Source organism: Haloarcula sp. CGMCC 1.2071 (assembly GCF_037078445.1).
GTDB lineage: Archaea > Halobacteriota > Halobacteria > Halobacteriales > Haloarculaceae > Haloarcula > Haloarcula amylolytica.
Window position 1 is genome coordinate 42,885 of the sequence record NZ_JAYMGY010000004.1, and the last position, 23,776, is coordinate 66,660.

Below are 23,776 nucleotides of genomic sequence, written 5' to 3' on the forward strand. Positions count from 1 at the left end.
CGTTTTTCGCAGACTCCGAAGCTACCGGTCAGGAACGCAGATGCCGCCGACAGCTACCATCCGTCAGCCGCACTGTTCCACCGACAGCTATCGCCAGTCAGTGACACGGCCCCGCTGGCCGGGCTGTGCTGTCACTCCTCGACTTCGGTTTTCACCACGACCGCCGGTCGCTCGGTCAGCCGAAGCACCTTGTCGGTGATGCTGCCGAGGAGACTCCGGTACTCCGCCGGCCGCCGCTTCGTCCCGAGGACGAGCAGGTCGACGTCCGCTTCGTCGGCGGTTTCGATGATGGATTCGGCCGGCCGTCCGTGTTTCAGAGTCGTCGTCACGTCGACGCCGGATGCCTCTGCATCGGCCTCTATCCGGGCCAGCGTCTCCTGGCCCGTCTCTTCGAGGCCGTGTTCCGGCCCCTCCGACTCGTCGACGTACTCGTCGCCGCTGTAGGCAGTGTACACGTCTTCGTCGACGACATACAGCGCGTGGAGGGCCGCGCCGTGTTCCGCTGCGAGGGCAATCGCGTGGGATTCGGCGTTGGTCGAGGCTTCTGTCCCATCCGAGGCGAGGAGGATGTGATCGTACATACAGGTCGTATTTCTCCCAACTGGGAAATAAACCGAGGGTTCCGTTCTCAGACAGCGGGAGACGACCCGGCGTCTTCGAAACATCTTAGCGACCGGGCGTGGCATCTCTGCACATGACAGTCGAATCTGATTGGGACGACTGGCTCCCGCGTGCGGTGGAGTCGGCGACGCCTGACGGGCTGGCGATCTGGTATCTGGGCTGTAACGGCTTCATCGTGAAATCGAGCGGCGGAACGACCGTCTTCATCGACCCGTATCTCGGCACGGGCGACCCCCCGCGGACCGTGCGGATGGTCCCGGTGCCGTTCAACCCCGAGGACATCACCGAGTGCGACGCGGTTCTGGGCACCCACGAACACACCGACCACGTTCACGGGCCGTCACAGGCCCCGATTCTCGCTGGGACGGGCGCGGACTACTACACGACCGACAGCGGTCACGAAGTCATCCGGGAGGAAGCGTGGCTGGAGAACTACAGCGTCACCGACGACCAACTGCACGAAGTCACGGAGGGCGATACGCTCGAAATCGGCGACCTGACGGTCCACGTCGAACCGGCAAACGACCCCGACGCCGACCATCCGGTGTCATACGTGTTCGAACACGAATCCGGCACGTTCTTCCACGGCGGCGACGCCCGCCCCGGCGAGTTCGAAACCGTCGGCGAGCGCTACGACATCGACGTCGGCGTCCTCGCGTTCGGGACCGTCGGGATGATAGACGACAAGGAGACCGGCGAACCCACGCGAACGCAGTGGTACAACGACGAGAACATGATTATCGAAGCCGCGAACGAACTCCAACTGGACACCCTCGTCCCGACCCACTGGGACATGTGGAAGGGGATGACGACGGAGCCGACCGTCCTGCACAACCACGCCAACAGCTTCGCGCATCCCTCGACGCTTTCAATCGTTGAAATCGGCGACCGGTACGATCTCGACTGACAACGGTCTGCCAGTGTCGCACGGACGGTCTGTCCGTCTTTGCTGGCTCACGTCCTGTTCGTGTTACTGAGGTTACGTCTCTATATTATATTAACCAGTATCGTATAGAAAAAAGGTGTAAATGTTGGTCAGGTACGTACCTTTAATACTATTGCTGAGACCATACAGACCATGAGCAATTCGCAAGCCTACGACGAAGTCACTGTCGCCGCAGATGGCGTGACAGTGACCAAGCGGTTCGAGGCGGACGAGTTCCCCGTACCCGCGATAGCGTTCAATCTCACTTCGCGACGGTCTGTTCCGGTGACGGTCAGGCTAGTCGACACCGTTCCGGAAGACGTAGCAGTCGAGGATCTGGGCTTCCACCCCGAGTACGGCAGCGAGTACTGGGATATCAACGAAAACCGGATCGCTTTCGAGAAGGAACTTGAACCCGAAGCCGACTACACGACCGTCTACGGTATCCGTGCGACGGGAACCGACGACGTCGAGAAGTTCCTGACGGAACCCGAAATCGAGAGTGTGAACCCGCCTCTGGACGAAGATGAGGAAGACCTCGTCGGTGGGGGCGACGAGGCTGTTCGGGACGTTATCGCCGGTGACGCCGACAGCGTTCCCGGTCTGGAAGACGATGACGACGAGGACATCGAGACACTGGATCTTTCGGACCCGAACAACCCGGACTCAAGCGTCGAGGCCCCCGAAGAGAGCAACGCCGCACCGGCTGATTCCGAGGTCCAATCCGGTGCTGTCGTCGCGACGATGGCACAGGAAATCCGCGATCAGAACGTCTCCCCCGAAGACGTGAAGCTCCTCAAGCGCGCGCTCGACGCCGTCTCCGAGGACGACAGCGACGCCGGCGGCGTCAACGACGCCCGGATCCAGCGCATCCAGAGCGATGTCGCGGACCTCCGTGCGTACACCGACGCTCTCGAGGAGTTCCTCGAAGAGAACGGCACCGGCGAGGACATGATTCAGGAGTTCGGCGAGCGCCTCGATTCCTTCGAAGCGACTCTGGAGGATTTCGAGGACGAGGTCCAGTCGGCGACGGATGCAGCCACGTCCGCCTCCGATCAGGTCGACGACCTCTCCGGGGATGTCGAGAGCGTCGAAGGGCAGCTTGACGCCCTCGAAGACGATATCGAAGCTGTCCGCGAGGAGATCGACGACGGCGAACTCGCCGACCGGATCGACGAAACCGAATCGGAGATCGAAGAGCTCAAACAGTGGCGCGAACAGCTGTCGTCGGTTATCGGCGGCGGCGAATAACCGAACTCGTTTTACCGATCCCCCGTCTGTGCCTGCATAATGACGACGACGAGAGTGGCCGTTCCGCGCAAGGGCCGGCCCCTCGAAGCAGTGCTGGAGCGACTCGCCGGACGAACGGGGACGACCGACCTGGCCGACGATATCATCTCGACGCTTCGCTACGAGAAAGCCGTCACCAAGGGTAACCAGGACGCGGTCGCCGACGTGTACCATCGCATCAGCGACTACTCCTCGATCGATGAGCCATACGAGCCGGAATACACGCTGCTCCGTGACGACCGCGACGGGATGCCCCGACGGATCGTCTTCGACAGCGTCACGGTTCCGACCGAACACGGTGACGTCCAGCTGGTCGGCCGCGAGGAGCCGTTCCGGGCGCTCCGGACCCACGAGTTCGCGCTCGGGTTCGACAGCGCCGACCTCGTTCTCGAAGAAGTCGTCCAGCTTCGGGACGAACCGCTGACCGCCATCCACGAGATCAACGACCGCATCGACCCGCTGGACACGGACGTACGGGTCGTGACCGGGCTGGGCGATACGGTGTATCACACCCTGCTGGCGACGCCGGATGTCATTGACTCACAGGACGGCCCTCTCGACCGGGCCTTCGTCACCAACTACGAGGGCGAACTCTGCATCTCACCGCGCTACGAGCGCCTCGTCGAAGCCGTTCTCGGGACGAGCGCGCTCGACGGCGTCTCCTTTACCTATCCGACGGAGGGCGGCGAAGAAGAGGAAGACATCGCGGCGACCGGCCTCGGCGTCTACCTCACCGTCACGGGGTCGACCGCGCGCGACCACGGCCTCGAACTCGGCGAGCAGTTGTTCCCCAGCGAGACCGTGCTTCTGGAAAACGCCCACGAGCGCACCGAGACGACGAAACAGGTCGCCAGTCTGTTCGAGGAACCGGAAGAAACAGCGCTGCAGTCGGTCTAAAACCGTTTTCAGAGACGGCGTCGCTGGATGAGTTTCGCAGCGACACTGACGGGCACGACGATCCACGCCGCGAGCGCCGCGGCGACCATCGGCGTGGTCAGCCCGGCCTGTGCCAGCACGCTGCCGAAGCCGCCGGCGACCACGTCCACCTGTGAGAGCGCGAGCACGCGGAAGCAGTCCACGGGATTGAGGAGTATTGCCGCGGCGATAGCGCCGGACCCGAGGTCGAATCCCGCGACGGCCCCCAGTGCGACCAGGTCGTGCAACAGCGCGACCCACAGCCAGATGGCGAGTGCGGCACCGAGCGCGTGGGTCTTCGTCCGGGCGACCGTCGAGACCAGCACTGCCACGCCCAGCATCGCACAGGCGGTCAGCACCGCAGCGAGGGCGACAGCCGCGTACTGGCCGACGCTGGCGAGACCGATGTAGCGGACGGTCAGCAGCGCGCCGGGGACGAAGCCGAGCAACATCGCGCCGGACAGCACCGCCGCCCGGCCGACGGCGGTCCCGACGACGACACGGCCTTTCGTCACCGGGAGCGCGAGCATGAGTTCGAGCGACCCGCGCTCGTCGGCCCCGACGATGGCGTCGTAGCCGACCGCCAGCGCCGTCAGGGGGACGAGGTAGACGCCGAGTTCGGCGATGGTCGCGATGACCGCGTCGAAGCGACCCGGGCCGACCGAACTCGCGCCGAACTGAACGACGGCGGTGGTAAAGAGGCCGAACAGCAGCGCCACGCCGAGCGCCCATCGGCTCCGGACGGCCAGCCGGTATTCCCGGCGCGCGATGGTGAGCAGACTGCTGTCGGCGAGTCGGGCAAGCGCCGATCCGTCGGCCGCGTCCGTGGCCGTATTCCCCTCGGTTCCGCCGTCGTGCAACCGGGTGGCCGGAGCGTCGACCGAAACGACGCCGCCGTCCGGGGTCGGATCTGTCGAGGAGTCGCCCTCGCTCATGCCGGCTCACCTCCGGAGTCCTCGGTCGCCGCCTCCGCAGCCGCTGCCGCCGCCGTGCTGTCGGAGCCGGGGCCATCGCTGTCGTCCGCCTCGACGGCCTCGTGGAACGCGGCTTCGAGGCCCGGCTCGCGGACCTCGAAGCGGTCGATGTCGTATCCCTCACCGACGGCGGTTAGCAGGTCGTACGCGTCGGTCGGGGTGGCGGTGACAGTCAGGTCGACGCCGGCGCGGCTGACACTCGACGCGCCCTCGTGGTCGCGAAGCATGCCTGCCACGTCGCTCGCAACCGCCTCGGACGCGAGCGACAGCGACACCGTCACCTCGTCGGCGGCGGCGCGGCGAAGCTCCTCGACCGGTCCCGCAGTCGCCACCTGTCCATCGGCGATGATGACCGCCTCCGAGCAGAGTCGCTGAATCTCCCCGAGCGCGTGCGAGGAGAAGACGATAGTCACGTCCGTCTCGGCCGCCAGGGACTCCACGACCTCGTGGAACGCCCGGATGCCGTCGGGGTCGAGCCCCGCGGTCGGTTCGTCGAGTATCAGCACGGCCGGCTCGCCGACGAGCGCGGTGCCGAGGCCGAGCCGACGGTTCATCCCGTTGGAGTAGCCGCCGACGCGGCGGTCCGCGGCGTCTGCGAGTCCGACTGTGTGCAGGATGCGCTCGACGTGGTGGGCCCGGTCTTCCCGGGGCACCGAGCGCATCCGGGCGTGGAAGCTGAGTATCTCGCGGCCGGTCAGGCTCGGCGGGAAACCGGCGTGCTCCGGCAGGTAGCGTACTCGTTCACGAACGGTGGTCCCGTCGGTCGGGTCCGCGCCGGCGACGGAGACGCTGCCATCGTCCGGTCGGTTCAGTCCGACGAGCAGTTTGAACAGCGTCGTTTTGCCGGCCCCGTTCGTGCCGAACACGCCGAGGGTGGCCCCCTGTTCGACAGACAGACTCAGTCCGTCAAGCGCCTGCACGTCGCCGTAGGATTTCGATACGTCGTCGACATCAATCACGTTCATAGTAGCTCCTCCAGTTCTCGTGGGGTGGTTCGGTCAGCGGGCGGGCATCGACGACGCCGGGCGACTGGACGACCGGGACGGACGACTCGGCCAGCCGAACGGCGTCGAAGGCCGGGCTGCTGGCGAACACTCGCGCGGCGGGCTTTTTCGCGGTGACCTGCTGGACGGTCCCGGCCGGCTGGTAGCGGGTGTCGCCGACGCCGTCGTCGTCAACGTCCGTCGGGTTCGCCCGGGACCAGTAGTTCCCGACGCTCTCGTTCCAGTGGACCTGGTCGCTCATGACCGCCAGCACCGGTCTGTTGTTGCGGATGAAACTGTTCTCGGTCACGGTGCCGTCGGTACTCCCCGCGGCGATGTGGACACCGATGTCGTTGCCGACGACGAGGTTGCCGACGATGCGATTGCTGACGGAGTTGTAGACGAACAGCCCGTTCTCGTTGTCGACGAGGTGGTTGCCGCGGATGTCCGTGTCGTCGATGCTCTTGACAAGGATGCCGTGGCCGGACTGCCCGCTGTTGTTCACCGCCACGTTGTCCGCGATGACGAGGTGTTTCGACACCATCAGCGCGTACCCGACGTCGTTGTCGAAGGCGGTGTTGTCCCGCAGGTGCGAGTCGTCCGAGTACATGTAGTGGACTCCATAGCGGAGGTCCCACATCGTGTTCCCGCTGGCGTTGACGTCTTTCGCCCAGTTGAAGTAGAGTCCGTCCCGGACGGTGGTGATGTCGTTGTTCCGGATGACGCTGTCCTCGGTCTTCCAGATCTGGACGCCGTTGCCGCGCTTGGTCAGCTGCGTAATCTCCTCGCGGCCGACGATGGTGTTGTTGCGGATCTCGGCGTCGTCGACGCCGTCGAGCCAGATACCGAAGGTCATGTCGGTGACGCGGCTGTCGCGGACGGTGACGTCGCTTCCGTTGACGAATATCGCGGCGTCGTTCGTCGCGGTGCTGTAGCCGCTGTTGCGGACCCAGAGGTCCGTCACGGTGACGCCCTGTGCTTCGACGGCGAGCACGTCGCCCTCGCCGTCGCCGTGCAGCAGCGCTGACCCGGGACCGCTCCCGGAGAGCGTGACGTTCGGCGTCGTCACGACGAGAGTCTCGTCGAAGCGACCGTCGAGCGTGACGGTGTCGCCGGGGTCTGCGGCGTCAACCGCCGCCTGCGCGCTGTCGTAGGTCTCGCCGTCGACCGTCGCGGTGCCGTCGGCCGACGGGGCGGTGAACGAGTCAGTGTCGGGCACGTCGGGGTCGAAGGCGAGGTCGTCGCTGCCTGCGCTGTCAGTTGGGCCGGCGCTGGCCATCCCGACAGCGACGACCGACAGCACGAGCAGGACCGCGGTAGCGACGGCGAACGCGCGCTCGAAATCGTGGGACAGTGGGCTCATGAGTGAGTTTCTGATTGGTCAGATTTGACCGCGGTGGTCGTCGGGCGGTGCGGGGCGTCCTCCTCGTCGTCGGTGTCGCCGTCACGGCCGAGGCGGTCCCGGACGGCGTCGGGAAGCCCGGTGAGTCCGTCGCGAACTCGGACCGGGAGCTCACCGAACGTCGCCGCCTGGTCGCGGTAGTAGTACGAAACCGCGAGCAGTCCAACGGCAGCTGCGGCCATGTACGCGCCGAGGCCGAACCGGGAGACGCTCGTGATGTTGGCGACCTGATACTGGCCCCACAGCGGCGGCGTGAAGCCGTCGACGCCCATCACCGGCGCACCGGGATCGAGCGTGTGGCCGGCCTGCCAGAGTCGGGCTTGGATGAGCACCAGCATCGCGGTAAACACGAACACCGTGCCGGCGAACTGGTACTTCAGACCGCGTTTGAGCTTCTCGGTGGTCGGGGCGATAGCGACGAACACCGACAGCAGCGAGACGCCGATGAACGCCACCGGACCCAGCGACCACTCGGGCACGTCGATGGCGTTCTCCTCGACGGGGAAGTTCGGCTCGATCAGCACCGGGTCGGGGAAGTAGAACCCGACGTAGTGGTTTAACCTTGCCATCTCGGTAAAGTCCCCGGCGAGTCTGGGGTAGGCGTACAGCGAGACGTGGAGCGTCGTGCTGGGGTACTGGACCGCGTCGACGCTAATTTGCCACATCGGGAACGCGAGCGCCGCGACGAACAGCAGCGCCGCTCCCACGGGGAGGCCCCGCCGTATCTCACGGAAGTCGTCGATGGTGGGTCGTTGCATGGCTGAACACCTCCGAAATGGGTTGTGGCGCTACCCCTCCGCCGGTTCGACGATCATCCGGCTGCGCATCTCCAGGTGCAGGGCGCTACAGAAGTACGTGCAGTAGATCCAGTACACACCGGGGTCGTCAGCTGTGAACGTGACCTCGCGGGTGTCCTGTGGGGCCACGGCGTAGTTGATGTCGTGCTCGGGGATGGCAACGCCGTGGATGATGTCCTGCACGCCCTCGATGTTGGTCGTGGAGAGTTTCACCTCGTCGCCCTCCTGGACCGTGAAGTCCGGCAGGCCGAACTCCGAGCGCTTGGTCGTCATCTTGACGTGGACGCTGTTGTCGCCCGTGCGCTCGACGCCGGAGTCCTCCTCCGTGATGTAGGTCTCCTCGTAGTCGTCCTTGTCGTACACCTTCTTGGCGTCGATCTTGTCCTTGTGGGCGAACACGCAGTCGTGTGGCTCGGGGTAGGCCGGGTGGTCCGCGACCAGTTCCATCTCCTCCTCGCCCTGCCCGATGTGGATGAGCTGGTCGTTGTCGGGCATGATGGGGCCGACCGGGAGGAACCGGTCCTTCGAGAGTTTGTTGAGGCTAACCAGCCACTCCCCGTCGGGGTCGGTCGTCATCGCCTCGAGCGCCTGAATGTGGCCCGGGTTGTAGTGGACGTCCTGCTTCTCGATGATGGGGTCCTCGGATCCTTCTTCGGCCTCGACGGCCGCCTCGATGTCCCACTTGACGGCCTGGGAGTCGATGAACAGCGACGTGTAGGCGTGTCCGTTGCCGTCGAAGGTCGTGTGCAGCGGGCCGAGCCCGACGCGCGGTCGCCCGGCGACGACATCCTCCGGGTCGGAGGAATCGGCCAGCGCGTTCAGGTCGATCATCGTCACCGTCGGCGAGAGCTTCCCCGCGACGAAGGCGTAGTCGCCGTTCGGCCCGACCTCGACACAGTGGGGGCTTTTCGGCGTCGGGATGTATTTCACGATGGGGCGGTCGCCCTGGTTGAGCGAACTCTCCTGCGTCCCGTCGACGACGGGGATGCCGTTGACCTCCTCGTAGTTGCCGTTCTCGACGGCCTGCTCGATGGCCGGGATGTCGAAGGCCTTGACGTTGTCCCGGTCGTCCTTCGTCATGCCCTGAATGTCGGTGGCCTCCTCGCTGTTGTACGCCGAGGAGATGGCCCACCGACCCTCTTTGCCGGTGTCGACGATGTCGAGGTTGCCGTCGACCTTGACCTGCCACTGGGTCTCCATCGACTCGGGGTCGACGGCGACGAACAGCGACGTGTAGTTGTCCGGGTTCTTCGCGTCGGTCCCGTCGTTGGGCAGCGGCACGCGGAACTCGCCGTTGCCCAGCACGTACTTCGTGTCCGGCGAGAGGACACAACAGCCGTGGATGGCCTGCATGTTCGGGACGTCCGTGATGGCGTCCGTCTCGAAGTACGTGAGGTTCACGCGAGCGATGCGGCCGTTGGCCTTGTCGTTGACGTACAGGTACTCGCCGTCGTAGTCCCCGTCTGTCTCCGAGAGGTTCGGGTGGTGGTTGTCACCCCAGGAGTAGCCGCCGCTCTCTTCGAGCAGTTCCCTGGTATCATCGGTGAAACCATAGCCAGACGCACAGTCGGTGTTGAACACCGGAATGCGGGTGAGTTCGCGCATCGACGGGATGCCGATGACCCGTAGTTCGCCGGAGTGGCCACCGGACCAGAAGCCGTAGTACTCGTCGTGTTCGCCGGGTTCGACCGTGTGGCTCGCGCCGCTGCCCGAGGGTGTCGACTGGCTGCCGGCACTGCCATCGCCACCGCCGGTCAGCGCCGAACAGCCGGCGACAGAGCCCATCGCACCGGCGGCGACGCCGGCCTTCATGAAGTCTCGGCGACCGAGCGAGAGGCCGGGCAGTCCCAGCGAGATATCGTCGTCCTCAGTCGTTTCGTCCGGAGACTCGACCTCTGCCAGTACCGAGTCGAGGGTTTCTTCGTACTCTTCGAGGACTTCGTTCGGATCGCGTGGGGTTTCGTTTTTGCTCATATCAGACCACCTTGATTGTGCCGACCATCCCGTTCATCTCGTGGGGGATGCAGTAGTACTCGTAGGTCCCCGTCGTCTCCAGCGTGACCTCGTAGCTCTCGCCTTTCGGGATGTTGCCTTCCTGCCCGTTGCTGTAGCCGTCTTTCGCGGCCTGCAGGGAGTCGAACCCGCCGGACGCGAAGTAGTCCGCGCCGTCGGGGATCTCGTCCTCGTAGGCCGTCACCGTGTGGCCGATGCTGCCGACGTTCTCGAACGTGACCGTCGTGCCTGCCTCGACCTGGATTTTCTTCGGCTCGTATGCCAGTTCGTCCGTCATTTCGACGGTGCTCGTCTCGGTCCATTCGGACCCGCTCCCGCCGTCGCTGGACTCGGTCTCGCCGCCGTCTGCTCCGTCACCGCCGCTTCCTGAGTCGCCGTCCCCGCTACTGTCGGAGCCGCCGCCCGATGAACAGCCAGCTAGCGCAACTCCAGCCGCGAGACCCAGACCGCGCACGAATGTTCTACGCGTTTCCATGGTAGCTCACGGCTGCAACTCGAAGACCAACCTGTATATATAGGGAACCGCACTCTCATCTCGCAGGAAGCGGGGCGAATATGTTCGCCCGGAGATAGTGAATGGTGTCCTCTCGTGACGGTTGCCGCAGAATACAACGACTGTGTACTCGTCTCAGTACTCCCCAAGTTGGGAGGGTGTGCCGGCGTCCAGTTCACCGCGCTTCAGTGACGCCTACACCTGTCTGCCAGAGAGCCGCCCGTTCAGCTGTCCACAGATTCCTGTAACCGCGCGAGACTGGTCAACACCGGATACGTCCAGAGTTGCTCTTCGTACATGTACGTGCAGAACTCGTGTGTCTCGAACCGGTAGACGCTTGAGTGGAGCTGGTCCTGGCGTTCCTGTAGAAGCGCAGTAACGTCACTCTGGAACGTCTCGCGATACCACTCGGGCACGACTGTGCTGTCGAGCGTCTCGATGATCTCCTGCAGACTGCCGCGATACTTCCGCATCGACTCCTGTTCGATTTTGACAGCGCGGTCCAGCGAGGTCCGTTCGTCGATTGCTTGCTCGGTCGCTGCCACCAGCGAGCGTTTGAGCGGCGGCGAGAACCCGACGTTCGTCTCGGGGTGAAACAGCGCTGCGTAGTCCGGCCCGAACTCGATAGCGACGTTCTCGACCAGCGATTCGTCGTACACTGATTCGTAGTGGTCGACAGCCAGCACCGTGTCGGCGTAGGCGTCCCGTAGCGCTTCGACGGGGTCTGATGCGGACTGTCGACCTCGCGCACCGACGGGGGAGGAGGGCTGGTCGGCGGGGTCGACGGCACGCAGGCGCTGGAGGAAGTCTTCGAGACCACCTTGCTCGGCCGCGAGTTCCGTATGCTCCACGTCAAGCACGGAGAGAGCCGTCTCTATCGGCTCGAGAATGTGGTCTCGCCATGTATGCAGGAACCACTGCGTGCCGTCCTGCGCAGGCGTCGTTGACATACTAGTGTCTCGGCCGGTAACAACAATAAGTGTTTTAGTTACCGGACAACACCCCCGTGTTCTGGACGACTATTTATATAGCCTTGTCGGCTAGCACCACCGTCTCCGGGACCCATCGTGCGGTTTCGATCTAGCAGCGTTACGGTACTGTAAAATAGCAGCAGATTCTATCAGAGGTGACTATATATCTATATTCGCCATTTCTGGATTGCAAAACGGACTATATTAGAGAGAATTCAGGACTTTCAATCTAGAAGTGCAATATACGATATTGGAATTGATAGCTTAAGAATTTATAAACCAATAGTAGGTGCAGATCGGCCGTCAATCTGAACGCCTCGATAAGACAGCGCCCTACGGCTCACAGCACAGACACACTCACAGCTCGGCTGTTACCGATTCTGTCCGCAATGAGTCGGACGGTCATACTGTGCGTGGCATTACTTCCTGTCGGTCGGTAGCGTCCAAGCGGGTGTTCCGGTCGCTCATCGCTCACATCCGGGTTTTTAAATAATGACGGCAACTCTACTGGGGTAATGACCGACGACGCCGACACACAAAACACGGGCCGGCGGATACAGTCCGTGGAGAACGCCTGCGAGATCATCGAAGCTGTTCAGGAGTCAAACAGCGCGACGTTGCAGGAACTGAACGAGCGAATCGAGCTCTCCCAGGGAACGCTTCACACGTATCTCGCGACGCTGACCGACTGTGGCTTCCTCACGAAGGACAACGACACGTACCAGCTCGGTTTTCGGTTCGTCACGATGGGCGAACACGTCCGCAACGAGACGGAACTCTACACCGCCGGACAGGAGGAAGTGGACAAACTGGCGGACAGGTCCGGCGAATACGTCCATCTGGTCGTCGAAAACGACGGGCGCGAAGTCGCCATCTACGAGCGGCGAGGGGAACACGCCGTCGGGATGGACTATCACCTCCAGTTGCGGGAGGCCCCACAGCACCTCCACGACAGTGCTTCGGGGAAGGCGATCCTCTCGTGTCTCCCGTCCGAACGCGTCGAGGAAATAATCGACCGTGAAGGGCTCTCCCGACAGACACAGCACACGATTACGGACCGAGAGACGCTCTGCGACGAGCTAGAGACCATCCGGGAGCGAGGGTACGCGACGAACGACGAGGAAGAGATTCGGGGCCTTCGGGCGGTCGGTGCGCCGATTCTGGACAACGACGGGACCGTCGTCGGCGCGGTCAGTGTGACTGCACCGACCAGCCGTCTGAAAGGGACCCGTTTCGACACCGAAATCCCAGAGATGGTGATGGAGGCCGCGAACCTCATCGAAGTCAATCTCGAAATGACCTCGTTTGACCGGGGCACGTAACGACGGCGTCGGACACTCGTCGCCATGTGTCGGCGACGACCATGAAACGACGACGGCGTCCGGTCTCCGACATTTGGATAGCTCAAATCTCGGCTGTGCTACTGTGACCGTCGAACGGAGCGACTCACCCGGCAAATGTGTCACAATAACAGTCGTACCATCGTTAGTAAGAGGTCGAGGTAGCGTATCAGGCCCGATAGCCATGCCTACAGGCTGTTTCCGGCGGGTCGCCGCGGGAGTTATACCTGTCGTGGGTGGTCTCTCCCAGTACAGTGCTCCGACACTGCCGTGCCAAGTCTATTTTTGAAATAGTCAAAATACGCGATAATTCTCTGTTCAGTACCAGGCCATGGTACAGCACGTCTGCATCGACATTTATGCTATCTGGCGCAGCTTCATCTGACCAATGTGGTCTTGCTCATATTGGGCATATCAAATCCATATTTATGGAATATTCCGCAAATACGCCACTAATCTGGCCCATAATACTCTATAAGCGACGAACCAAGATGTCTACTTGGTTTTGCTATGTTCAAACTATTTGTCCCGCAGACAGTCCCAAATATTTATTAACAATACCGGTATTGGTGCCGATACACTGTCTCACTCCAGCCGTCGGATGTTGACAGTCAGGACGGAAGCAGTGTCCTGAACGACGCAGCGTACTCGCCCCATTGGTCCCGAAGCAACGGGCGTACGCACCGGAACCAAGAGCCGAATCCACCAACCAATCATGAGCACACAGAAGGAGCCATCAGAACAAGCACCAGACGACGATGAATCGCCGATCGCGACAGCCCGCCGCCAACTGGAGCGGGCGGCCGAACACCTCGATCTCTCCGAGGGGCTGCTTGAGCAGCTCCGTCACCCATCGAAAACCGTCGAGGTGTCTGTCCCGATCCGCCGAACTGACGGGAGCGTCGAGGTGTTCAACGGGTATCGCGTCCAGCACTTCGAGGTCAGAGGGCCGTACAAGGGCGGTATGCGATACCACCCGAGCGTCTCCGCCGAAGAGTGTACGGCGCTGGCGATGTTGATGACGTGGAAGTGTGCGGTGATGGACCTCCCCTTCGGCGGCGCGAAGGGCGGCATCGTCGTCGACCCGTCGACGCTCGACGCACAGGAGACCGAGCAGCTGACCCGTCGGTTCGCCGAGGAGCTCCGCGAAGTTGTCGGGCCGACGAAAGACATCCCCGCACCCGATATGGGGACCGACGAACAGACCGTCGCCTGGTTCATGGACGCGTACTCGATGCAGGAGGGCGAGACGGTCCCCGGCATCGTGACCGGCAAACCGACAGCGGTCGGCGGGACACACGGCCGCGAGGAGGCACCCGGCCGGAGCGTCGCCATCGTCGCCCGCGAAGCGCTCGACTACTACGACGGAACCGTCGAGGGTGCCACTGTCGCCGTACAGGGCTTCGGTGCTGTCGGCGCGAACGCCGCACGCCTCCTCGACTCCTGGGGCGCATCCGTCGTCGCTGTCAGCGACGTCGACGGCGGCATCTACGACGAATCCGGTCTCGATATCGAATCGATTTCGGCTGACGGCGACGAACACGGTCAGTTAGGGGACGTCGACGCACCACGGCAGATATCTAACGCCGAGCTGCTGGAACTCGACGTTGACGTCCTCATTCCCGCGGCGGTCGGGAACGTCCTGACCAAGGAGAACGCTGCAGACGTGCAGGCGAGCATCGTCGTCGAAGGGGCGAACGGCCCGACAACGACAGCAGCCGACGCTGTGTTCAAAGAGCGCGACATCCCAGTCATCCCGGATATCCTCGCCAACGCCGGCGGCGTCACTGTGAGCTATTTCGAATGGCTCCAGCACATCAATCGCCGGAGCTGGTCCCGCGAGGAGGTCAACGAAGAACTCGAAACCGAGATGCTCGATGCCTGGGAGGCTCTCCGGACCGAAGTCGAGGACCGTGACGTCACATGGCGAACGGCTGCCTACATCGTCGCGCTCTCACGAATCGGTGAGGCTATGAACGCCCGCGGGCTATGGCCGTAGCAACGGATGTCGCTTCAGTCTACCCACTCGCGAGACCACAGTCGTTCCGTGTCACCTGTCGCGGTGCTCGGTGTCCCCTTCGCGCTCGGCGCCGACCGGCGTGGCGTCGACATGGGACCGTCGGCGATTCGCTACGGCGGCCTCAGTACCGCCCTCGATACAGCCGGCGTCGAATACACTGACGCTGGGGACCTCGCACTGCCGACGCTACAGTCGCAGTCGGCGACCACCGACGACGGCGCGAAGTACCTCGATGCGATCGCCGAAATGACCGACACCCTCGCCGACCGGGTGGCGACGGAAATAGCCGACGGGAGCGTGCCGCTGGTGTTAGGCGGCGACCACTCTATCGCAATGGGCACCATGCGCGGTGCGGCCCAGACGGCCGAACTCGGCGTCATCTGGTTCGACGCCCACGGCGATTACAACACCCCGACTACGTCGCCCAGCGGGAATGTCCACGGGATGCCGCTTGCGGCCGCCCACGGCTACGGCGACTTCGCAGAGATGCCGTGGGCGACCGCCCCGAACGTCGCCGAGGAGAACACCGTCATCGTCGGAGCGCGGAGCCTCGACGCTGACGAACGAGCGGTCCTCCGTGAGAGCGATATCTCAGTCTTTACGATGGCGGACATCGACAAGCGCGGTATCGGACCGGTCACCGACGAGGCGCTCGACATCGCGACCGACGGCGTCGACGACATCCACGTCAGCCTCGACCTCGACTGGCTCGACCCGGACGACGCGCCGGGGGTCGGGACGCCAGTCCCGGGCGGCGTCACCTACCGAGAGGCACATACGGCGATGGAACGGGTCGCCGACCGCGACGCCGCCGAATCGGTGCTGCGCTCGCTCGACGTCGTCGAGGTCAACCCTATCCTCGACCAGCGCAACACGACGGGCGAACGAGCGGCCGAACTCGCCGCCAGCGCGTTCGGCAAGCGGATCCTGTAGCGTATAGTAGCCATTGAAAATCAAGGTACACCTGATCGCATGGCGGCAGTGCGATCAGTGTGTAAATCGTTTCAATTGTTACAGCTTCGAACTGCGGCACGCACCCAGTTGTGTGGCCGGCACGCGGGGCCGGAACACAGTGATTTATTACCAATGATGGCGATTGTGATAACATGGACCGCGATACTGCGGAGCCGCGTGTCGATAGCCTTCCCGGCCCACAGAGCAGCGAGTGGGTCGAGTACCACCACGAAACCGCCGCGCCGAGCACGTACGTGTACGATTTCGTCTGGGACATCACTGAAGACGCAATCGGTCCGTTCTGTACCGACGCGGACGGTAACGTCCTGCTCGATTTCACCTGCCACGTCGCCGCGTCGCCGCTCGGCTACAACAACCCGAAAGTGCTCGACCGGGCCGACGAGTTCGACATGGTCGACCCGCTGAAAATAGCCGGCCAGGACTTCTACGTCAGCACCGGCGGCTCGCCCGACGAAACGTCGCTGCCGGGTCCCGCCCACCTGATGGATAGGCTGACCGACATTACCAGCCACTACGACTTCGACACCGTCTTCCTCTCGAACTCCGGCGCAGAGGCCGTCGAGAACGCGATGAAGATCTGCTACGACAACTGCGAGACGCCGAAGTACGGCATTACCTTCGACGGCGCGTTCCACGGTCGGACCCTGGGAGCGCTCTCGCTGAACCGTTCGAAGTCCGTCTACCGCCGGAAGTTCCCCGAACTCAGCGGGATTCACGACGTGGAGTACTCCGAGGCCGGAGTCGAGCGTCTCCGTTCGAAACTCGACGCAGACACCGGCCACATCCCGCCCGAGGAAGTCGCATTCCTCATCTTGGAGCCGATACAGGGCGAAGGCGGCTATCGCGTCCCGAGCCCCGAGTTCCTCTCGGCCGTCGACGACCTCTGCCGGGAACACGACATCCCGATCATCGCCGACGAAATCCAGTCGGGAGCCGGCCGCACGGGCGAGATGTGGGCTGTCGACCACTACGACATCGAGCCGGACGTCATCACGAGCGCGAAAGCGCTCCGGGTCGGCGCGACCATCTCCCGCTCGGACATCTTCCCGTCCGAAACGTCGCGGCTCTCCTCGACGTGGGGGGCCGGCGACATCCTCGGCTCGATGCGCGGCGCACTGACACTCGCCGCTATCGAGGATCACGACCTGCTGGACAACGCCGCCGAGAAGGGGACGTACTTCATGGATCGGCTCCGCGAGGTTTCGGCGGACCGTCAGCTGGTCGAGGACGTTCGCGGTCTCGGCCTGATGATCGCTCTGGAGTTCGATACGGCCGACCGCCGCGACGCCGTGATGGAAACCGCGCTCCAGCACGGCCTTCTCACGCTCGGCTGTGGCCAGAAATCCCTCCGACTCCTCCCGCCACTCGACGTCACCGAGCGCGAACTGGAACTCTGTCTCGACATCCTCGATTCGGTGTTTACCGAGGTTGCAGACCCTGTCGCGTCGGCCTGACCCTCGCGACTTCTGCGGTAACCGAAATGTTAAAATATGATTGATTCGGCTGTGGGACTATGCCACGAGAGGCACGCGTAGACAGACGGAGGTATCTGCAGGCAATCGGTGGCACTGTCGCGACCCTGTCGGTCGCTGGCTGTCAATCGGGCAGCGGGGACTCACAGACGCTTACTGCGGGAACAGCGCCGGGCTTCCCGCCGTTTGAGATGAAACAGGACGGCGAACTCGTCGGCTTCGACGTCGAGTTGCTGGAAGCCGTTATCGCGGCGTCGGAGTACGAGCTGAGCGGCTGGGAAGAACTGGAGTTCAAGTCACTCATTCCTGCGCTGAACAACGGGAACGTCGACGTCGTCGCGGCGGGCATGACGATCAACGACGACCGCGACGAAGCGATCGACTTCTCCGACCCGTACTACAGTTCGAATCAGGCCATCGTCGTCCGGGAGAGCGGGTCGTTTTCGCCGTCGTCACTGGACGACCTTTCCGGGGCGTCAGTCGGGGCACAGAAGGGGACAACGGGTGAATCCGTCATCAAGGACCAGCTCATCGAAGCGGGGACGATTCAAGAGTCGAGCTACAACGCGTACGGGAACTACGTGCTCGCCGTCGAGGACCTGCTGAACGAAAACGTCGACGTCATCATCATCGACGTCCCCGTCGCGAACTCCTTCGTGTCAGACCGCCCCATCGAATCCGCGTTCGTCCACGAGACCGGCGAGCAGTTCGGCTTCGGGATTCAGTCCGGCAACGACGAACTCGCGGGTGCGCTCAACAGCGGGCTGACCACTGTCGAGGACGACGGGACGTACCGGGACCTGACCGAGAAGTGGTTCGGACAGAAGTGAGGCCATGGCAGCAATCCTACTCCAGACCGCTGACTGGCTGTTCGTCGCCAACAACTGGGGCCTGTTGCTCGGCGGGACAGCTGTCACCATCGCGCTCACCGTCTCCAGTATTCTCCTGGGATTCGTCGTCGGGTTCCCGGCCGGTGCGATAGAGGTGTACGGCTCGGACAGGGCCCGGCGGTTGGTCGAACAGGTCGGGGTCGTCCTCCGTGGCACCCCGCTGCTGGTCATCATTATGATTCTGTACTTCGGCCTCTCTATCTCCAGTAGCGCGTTTGTCACGGCGACCATCGCGCTCGGTCTCCGGAGCGCCGCCTATCAGTCCCAGATCTTCCGCGGTGCGCTCTAGAGCGTCGACGACGGACAGCTTGAGGCGGCACGCGCCGTCGCGATGTCCCGGTTTGAAGCGATTCGGCACGTCGTCGTCCCGCAAGCACTCCGCCGGAGCGTGCCTGGATTCCAGAACGAGTTCACTATCGTCCTCAAGGACACAAGCATCGCCATCGTCATCGGAATCGGTGAACTGCTGACGACGGGACAGAACCTCTACGAAGGCGGACAATCGACGGCAGCACTCGAAATATTCCTCGCCGTCAGCCTCGTCTACTTCGTGCTGACGTTCGCGACGAATCGGTCACTCGACAGACTCAGCGACTACTACGCGGTACCGGAGGGAACGACATGACACAGCCACTACTCTCAATCGACGACCTGCACAAGTCCTACGGGAGCGAAGAAGTACTGGAAGGCGTTGGCCTCGAGATGGAGCAGGGCGACGTGACGGTCCTCATCGGCCCCAGTGGCTCGGGCAAGTCCACGCTGCTCCGGTGTGTGAACCGACTGACGGAGATCAACAGCGGCCGAATCGCCCTCGATGGACAGGACGTGACCGGGACCGACACTGACGTCAACGAGCTGCGAAAGCAGGTCGGCATGGTGTTCCAGGACTTCAACCTCTTTGCGCATCTGACGGCGCTCGAAAACGTCACGCTCGGCCCGAAGAAAGTACTCGGCATGGACGCTGCTGACGCCGAGGAAGCCGGCCGGACCCATCTCGAACAGGTCGGATTGCTAGAGCAGGCGGACTCGTACCCCGCTGAACTCTCCGGCGGCCAGAAACAGCGCGTCGGCATCGCGCGCGCACTCGCGATGGACCCGGAACTGTTGCTGTTCGACGAGCCGACCAGTGCGCTCGACCCCGAACTCGTCGGTGAGGTCGTCGAGGTGATGCGCGACCTCGCAGCGGAGGGCATCACGATGCTCGTGGTCAGTCACGAGATGGATTTCGCCCGGTCGGCCGCGTCGGACATCGTGTTCCTCGACGACGGTGAAATCGTCGAACACGGCCCGCCGGAGCAACTGTTCCAGAACCCCACAGCGGAGCGAACCGAACAGTTCCTGAGCAGATTGCACGCACACGAGGCGACGCCATGAGTACGGCCGAATCCACAACGTCACCGAATCCGGGACTCCGTGACCGTGTCGGGACGGTATTCACCGTCCGCCCGCTCACAGTGGGCCTGGCACTGTTCTGGGTCTGGGTTCTGGCTCGCTGGACGACCGATTTCGTGCTCGCAGGGGTACTCGGGCTTGACCGCGGCACGCCGTTCGTTCCGGCGGCCCCGTTTCTGACGACAGCGGACACTGTCGCCTCGCTCGCCGCGCCACTCGGTGTCGCCGGAGCACCGCTCGTATGGCTCGCTGACACGCTCCGGTTTGCCGCCGACGCGACGGCGTACCTGCCGGCGCTGGCACACGGCATCTGGACGACCGTTCTCCTGACGGTCTTCAGTGTCTGTCTCGGGTTCACGCTAGCGCTCCCGCTCAGCGTCGTCCGCGTGTACGGGGGGCGGTGGGCCCGCTGGCTCGCCCTGTCGTACACGGAACTCATCCGCGGGACGCCGCTGCTCGCCCAGTTGTTCGTCCTCTACTTCGCGACCTCACTGACGCAGGTTCTCAGAGGCGTGCCGGGAGTCGGTGTCGGGTTCATCCCGGCACAGGCGTTCTGGGTGGCCGTCATCAGTTTCACGCTGAACAGCGCCGCCTACCAGTCCGAGTATCTGCGCGCGTCACTGGAGTCCGTCGACGGCGGACAGCTGACTGCCGCACGCGCCATCGGGCTCTCGAAGCTCGAAGGGATACGGTACGTCGTCGTTCCACAGGGCCTCCGACTCGCGCTTCCCAGCTGGACGAACGAACTCGTGTACCTCATCAAGTACTCCTCGCTGGCGAGTTTCATCACTGTGCAGGAACTGTACGGCAGGACGAGTACAATCGCTAACGAAACGTACCAGTACACGGAACTCTTCGTGCTGGTGGCGATACTGTACCTGGCCCTGGTCGTGTCGGCATCAGCACTGATGGACCGCGTCGAATCGCACACTGCAACCGCCGGTGTCGGACACACCAGACAATGATTACTCTCTTAGGGCCACCAACCAAATATTTCAGCACATCCCATGAGCCAAACCGATAGCGCCGGAGCACGGCTAACACTCGACCTGTGGCATCCGAACTGCTGGGCTATCGAAGCGACCGACCGCACCGATGGCGGCATTCTGGCACACACGGTGCAACAGACCGTACAGTCGCCGACAGCATCGGTCAACGGCGTGTTTACGGCGTATGGGGCCACGAAGTCAGACGTCGAAAACTGCCTCGATGCGGTCCGTGCGTCGCCCTACGCCGGAGAGATACAAGAGCTTCAGGCGCGCATCGGCCACAAGCGCGACGCGCCGGGGACCGTCGTCAGACAGTTCCTGCTGGAGTACGATCCGGACGAGTTAGTCTGCCCAACGCTGCTCGAACACGGGTTCGTCCACAGCGCGCCCGTTCGTATCGAAGACGGGCGCGAACGGTGGCAAGTGAGTTTCACCGGAGAGCGGCCCGAGATCCAGTCCGCACTCGATGCCGTTGAAGCCGACGCCGACGCTGACGTGTCGGTCGAGTCCATCGTCACGCCGGACAGCGACTCCGAACGCTCAGTCGGCGGGCTGCGAACTGATTCGCTAACGCCGGCCCAGCGGCGCGCGTTTGAAGCGGCCCGCGAGGCCGGCTACTATCAGTGGCCGCGTGGAATCTCGGTCCGCGAGCTCGCCGCCCAGATGGACATCTCGAAGACCACGCTCCTCGAACATCTCCGAACTGCCGAGTCGAAACTTCTGGACCCCGAGTAGCTCTATCAGTGGCCCTGCATCCGGTAGAGTCTCCGTCTGAGACGTGCGTGACCCCGGCGTCTGCAGCTCCGGTAGGACGTTCCATTTCGAGCCGGTGTGATCTCTTGTAGTCCGGTCGGGAGTCCCCGACAAGCGCGTGCCAGAGCGCTGCTCGGTCGAGCTACCTGCTGGGAGGCCCCGCAGTGTAATCCGGCCGTACCTCCTGTCTCGTATGCGGCTATCGAAATCGTCCATTGAGACAATACAGCTGAGAAGCAGAATTCGCCCAGTTCTATATAGCGCCATATGATTTATTAGTTCAGCAGCCACCACCCGGAGTGCGGCAACAGTATTGAATATCCAACAATAAACTCACAGTAGCGAGTAAATTTCGGCCTCGTACACATCCCTGACCCGAGTTCCCCATTCGTGGGTGTAGGTATCGATGACGTCCTGTGCCACGTCGCCTCTGAGATATTTGACGACGCCGCGATCACCGGTCCGGTCCCGGAGATGCGTCGTGAAGAAGTGCCGGAAGTAGTGCGGCGTAACGTTCTCTTCGGCTCCCCCACCGTCCGAGTACCAACCGAACTCGCGGGCGTGGGATTCGACGATGTGGTGTACCATATTCGGCGTGAGCCGCTCCCCCCAGCTGTCGCTCGTAGACACAAACAGCGGCGCTGCTGGGGACTGCGTGTCCGGCCGAATCGCGAGCCAGTGTCGCAGCACTGATGCCAGCTCGGCGTCGACAGGGATCGTCGTCTCCCGTTTCCGCTTGTTGGACGCTGTCCGCTCTTCCCCGTTGCTGGCCTCGCCAAGAGTCGGGTCTGCCGCGACGAACAACGAGTCCGGACGCCCGTCAAGCCCCGCTCGGACCGGAATCTCCGGTCTGGGGCCAGGGGTTTCGAGGTTGAGATCACGAATATCGAGGTTACACAACTCGCCGGCCCGCATCCCGGTCTTCAGCAACGTCACCACGACAGCCCGCTCCAGCGGATGCGAGACGCTATCGACGAACGTCCGCATCGACTGGAGGTCTATCTCCCGGCGGGTCGGGTCGGTGTTGATGGACTCGTCCATCTCTTCCATGACCAGCGTCATCGGGTTCGATTCGAAGACGCCCACCTGCGTCATGTACGCGAAAAACCGGTGTAGATAGGAGGCATACGTCGCGACTGTGCTTTCCTCGACGGTACCACGGAGGCTGTGGACATATGACATGCAGTCCCTGTGGGAGGCCTCCTGGACGGGAATGGACTGGTGGCCGTCCGCCAGATAGGACTCGAAGTCCCGAAGGACGCGCTCGTAGGAGGCACGGGTCCGGTCGCTCTTTCCGTGGTACGTGATGTCATCGAGGAAATACCCGACCGGGTCCGACTCGGCGTCCGGCGTGGTTGTCTCCGTGCTCATTCGTCTCGAACGTACCCCCCGTGTCGCCCACTGTACTGCACTTTGTTGTTGGACTGCAGTTCCTGCAGTGCCTCTTCGAGACGCTCCTCAATACCGTCTGTCAGTTCGGCGACGAGGTCGTCCCACTCGTAGTAGTCCCCGTCAGCAAGAATATTCTGGACCCGGTCTTTCAGCCCGTTACCCCCGGGGGTAGCGTCCGGAGAACGGGGCTCCTCGCTCTCGCTCTCAGCGGCGTCCGACTCGGTTGTTTCGGATGCTGCTGGCTCAAAGCCACTTCGGCCTGCCTGTACCATCGTCCGGACGAACTCGCTTTGACTCATATCCAGTTCCTCGGCGTGGGCCTGCCACTGTTCTTTCTGGTAGGCCGGAATATACGTCCGAACCGTCGTTCGCTCACTGCCACTGGACATATTTCACCCTCGGACGCCGGGGACTTCAATGTAGTCCCATACTCAGAGATAAACACACTTATTTGGGTGTGTGACACCCTATTTGCGGGAGCTATGCGCCGATACTGATAACAGAGTGTCATTTTAGCAGTAGATGAGGTCAGATACACAAATACAAAATAGGCGTGGATTTCTATCCCTCATCTGATCGGTCCATTCCATCACCCGGATAAAGACGTATGGTAGCACAGTCACGGTTTGTCAATACGAGGCAGTGTCGTTCTGATCTAGTGAGAGACCACTTCGAGTGGGTCCGAGACTATTCCGGCCTGGTTCAGCTACTCACCAATACTCAAACCAGTGGACCGACAGTCTGTCGCAACCGCTCAGGTGTCGCAGACCCTCCCTGCATACCGTCCCCTTGATCTCCCACGCTGCATACCGACAGCCGCGACTTTCCCGGATGACACGCGTGTCATTTCTGGTGACGCGCCTGTTGGCGCTGTTGCCAAATGGAGAGGCCGTCTATGTCCCACCGTAATCGCCATATTACGACTTTATTGGGGGAAGCCGTCGTTGCCTAAGTATGCCGGGACTGTTCTCTCTCGGACTCAAGACCCCAAAGTGTACTCCACAAGCTGCTAAAGCGCGCACCCGTCGCTGCTACAGTACCAGTCTTGGCGACCCTCGCTATCGTGACCCTCTACACACCACTGGTTCGCTGCAGTGGCCGAAAAGCGCCCTCTCGCAACGAGAACACGATTTGGTTCTGTTCTTTCGTGGCTCAGTTGGGAAACACAG

21 protein-coding genes and 1 pseudogene are annotated in these 23,776 nt (G+C 62.8%); 12 read left to right on the plus strand and 10 right to left on the minus strand.

The annotated features are described in order from the left end of the window. Nucleotides 1-131 precede the first annotated feature (131 nt). The gene (locus VI234_RS10480; protein WP_008309672.1) at nucleotides 132-581 is read right to left on the minus strand and encodes a universal stress protein; all 450 of its coding nucleotides are present in this window, start codon (nucleotides 579-581) and stop codon (nucleotides 132-134) included. A 113-nt stretch (nucleotides 582-694) separates the two neighbouring features. Here VI234_RS10480 and VI234_RS10485 point away from each other — a divergent pair, with 113 nt between their 5' ends. From VI234_RS10485 to VI234_RS10495, 3 genes are all read left to right on the plus strand, one after another. After that, nucleotides 695-1,528, plus strand: a complete 834-nt coding sequence (locus tag VI234_RS10485) for an MBL fold metallo-hydrolase (protein ID WP_008309670.1) — start codon at nucleotides 695-697, stop codon at nucleotides 1,526-1,528. A gap of 171 nt (nucleotides 1,529-1,699) precedes the next feature. Continuing rightward, complete coding sequence (locus tag VI234_RS10490; protein ID WP_008309668.1) at nucleotides 1,700-2,797, plus strand: hypothetical protein; 1,098 nt, start codon at nucleotides 1,700-1,702, stop codon at nucleotides 2,795-2,797. Nucleotides 2,798-2,836: 39 nt separating this feature from the next. Further along, the gene (locus VI234_RS10495; protein ID WP_336329948.1) at nucleotides 2,837-3,733 is read left to right on the plus strand and encodes a hypothetical protein; all 897 of its coding nucleotides are present in this window, start codon (nucleotides 2,837-2,839) and stop codon (nucleotides 3,731-3,733) included. A gap of 8 nt (nucleotides 3,734-3,741) precedes the next feature. On the opposite strand, the gene VI234_RS10500 is transcribed toward VI234_RS10495, so the two are convergent. The 7 genes from VI234_RS10500 to VI234_RS10530 form a co-directional block, all read right to left on the minus strand. Next, on the minus strand, nucleotides 3,742-4,686 hold the full coding sequence (locus tag VI234_RS10500) for an ABC transporter permease (RefSeq protein ID WP_336329949.1): 945 nt from the start codon (nucleotides 4,684-4,686) through the stop codon (nucleotides 3,742-3,744). Beyond that, nucleotides 4,683-5,690 carry an ABC transporter ATP-binding protein gene (locus VI234_RS10505; protein ID WP_336329950.1) on the minus strand — a complete coding sequence of 336 codons (1,008 nt, stop codon included), beginning with the start codon at nucleotides 5,688-5,690 and terminating at the stop codon, nucleotides 4,683-4,685. The genes VI234_RS10500 and VI234_RS10505 overlap by 4 nt, the downstream gene beginning before the upstream one ends. Further along, on the minus strand, nucleotides 5,677-7,071 hold the full coding sequence (locus VI234_RS10510; RefSeq protein WP_336329951.1) for a right-handed parallel beta-helix repeat-containing protein: 1,395 nt from the start codon (nucleotides 7,069-7,071) through the stop codon (nucleotides 5,677-5,679). The genes VI234_RS10505 and VI234_RS10510 overlap by 14 nt, the downstream gene beginning before the upstream one ends. Further along, a complete protein-coding gene (locus tag VI234_RS10515; protein ID WP_008309659.1) occupies nucleotides 7,068-7,868 on the minus strand; it encodes a hypothetical protein in 801 nt (266 codons plus the stop codon). Before VI234_RS10515 ends, VI234_RS10510 begins: the two co-directional genes overlap by 4 nt. A gap of 30 nt (nucleotides 7,869-7,898) precedes the next feature. After that, the gene (nosZ, locus tag VI234_RS10520; RefSeq protein ID WP_336329952.1) at nucleotides 7,899-9,881 is read right to left on the minus strand and encodes a TAT-dependent nitrous-oxide reductase; all 1,983 of its coding nucleotides are present in this window, start codon (nucleotides 9,879-9,881) and stop codon (nucleotides 7,899-7,901) included. A 1-nt stretch (nucleotide 9,882) separates the two neighbouring features. Continuing rightward, a complete protein-coding gene (locus VI234_RS10525; protein WP_008309655.1) occupies nucleotides 9,883-10,395 on the minus strand; it encodes a plastocyanin/azurin family copper-binding protein in 513 nt (170 codons plus the stop codon). Nucleotides 10,396-10,637: 242 nt separating this feature from the next. Further along, the gene (locus VI234_RS10530) at nucleotides 10,638-11,363 is read right to left on the minus strand and encodes a DUF7260 family protein (protein WP_008309654.1); all 726 of its coding nucleotides are present in this window, start codon (nucleotides 11,361-11,363) and stop codon (nucleotides 10,638-10,640) included. A 536-nt stretch (nucleotides 11,364-11,899) separates the two neighbouring features. Between VI234_RS10530 and VI234_RS10535 the strand changes: the two genes are divergently transcribed. From VI234_RS10535 to VI234_RS10575, 9 genes and pseudogenes are all read left to right on the plus strand, one after another. After that, complete coding sequence (locus VI234_RS10535) at nucleotides 11,900-12,706, plus strand: IclR family transcriptional regulator (protein WP_008309652.1); 807 nt, start codon at nucleotides 11,900-11,902, stop codon at nucleotides 12,704-12,706. A 733-nt stretch (nucleotides 12,707-13,439) separates the two neighbouring features. After that, nucleotides 13,440-14,723: a glutamate dehydrogenase GdhB gene (gdhB, locus tag VI234_RS10540; protein ID WP_336329953.1), complete on the plus strand. Its 1,284-nt coding sequence runs from the start codon at nucleotides 13,440-13,442 to the stop codon at nucleotides 14,721-14,723. A 6-nt stretch (nucleotides 14,724-14,729) separates the two neighbouring features. Then, complete coding sequence (gene rocF, locus VI234_RS10545; RefSeq protein WP_336357954.1) at nucleotides 14,730-15,677, plus strand: arginase; 948 nt, start codon at nucleotides 14,730-14,732, stop codon at nucleotides 15,675-15,677. A 173-nt stretch (nucleotides 15,678-15,850) separates the two neighbouring features. Then, nucleotides 15,851-17,173, plus strand: a complete 1,323-nt coding sequence (locus tag VI234_RS10550; protein ID WP_336329954.1) for a class-III pyridoxal-phosphate-dependent aminotransferase — start codon at nucleotides 15,851-15,853, stop codon at nucleotides 17,171-17,173. Between the two features lie 59 nt (nucleotides 17,174-17,232). Further along, entirely contained in the window at nucleotides 17,233-18,021 is a 789-nt protein-coding gene (locus VI234_RS10555) for a transporter substrate-binding domain-containing protein (RefSeq protein ID WP_336329955.1), read from the plus strand. Between the two features lie 4 nt (nucleotides 18,022-18,025). Continuing rightward, a pseudogene (locus tag VI234_RS10560) lies at nucleotides 18,026-18,706 on the plus strand (amino acid ABC transporter permease). After that, nucleotides 18,703-19,455 carry an amino acid ABC transporter ATP-binding protein gene (locus VI234_RS10565; protein ID WP_336329956.1) on the plus strand — a complete coding sequence of 251 codons (753 nt, stop codon included), beginning with the start codon at nucleotides 18,703-18,705 and terminating at the stop codon, nucleotides 19,453-19,455. The pseudogene VI234_RS10560 and the gene VI234_RS10565 overlap by 4 nt, the downstream one beginning before the upstream one ends. Next, entirely contained in the window at nucleotides 19,452-20,438 is a 987-nt protein-coding gene (locus tag VI234_RS10570; RefSeq protein WP_336329957.1) for an amino acid ABC transporter permease, read from the plus strand. The genes VI234_RS10565 and VI234_RS10570 overlap by 4 nt, the downstream gene beginning before the upstream one ends. 42 nt (nucleotides 20,439-20,480) lie before the next feature. Continuing rightward, the gene (locus VI234_RS10575; protein WP_008309643.1) at nucleotides 20,481-21,197 is read left to right on the plus strand and encodes a helix-turn-helix domain-containing protein; all 717 of its coding nucleotides are present in this window, start codon (nucleotides 20,481-20,483) and stop codon (nucleotides 21,195-21,197) included. Nucleotides 21,198-21,548: 351 nt separating this feature from the next. Here VI234_RS10575 and VI234_RS10580 read toward each other — a convergent pair whose 3' ends face one another. Both VI234_RS10580 and VI234_RS10585 read right to left on the minus strand, forming a co-directional pair. Next, entirely contained in the window at nucleotides 21,549-22,586 is a 1,038-nt protein-coding gene (locus tag VI234_RS10580) for a tyrosine-type recombinase/integrase (protein ID WP_336329958.1), read from the minus strand. Next, nucleotides 22,583-22,996, minus strand: coding sequence for a DUF5805 domain-containing protein (locus tag VI234_RS10585; RefSeq protein WP_008309641.1), 414 nt, complete (start codon nucleotides 22,994-22,996; stop codon nucleotides 22,583-22,585). The genes VI234_RS10580 and VI234_RS10585 overlap by 4 nt, the downstream gene beginning before the upstream one ends. Nucleotides 22,997-23,776: the final 780 nt, after the last annotated feature.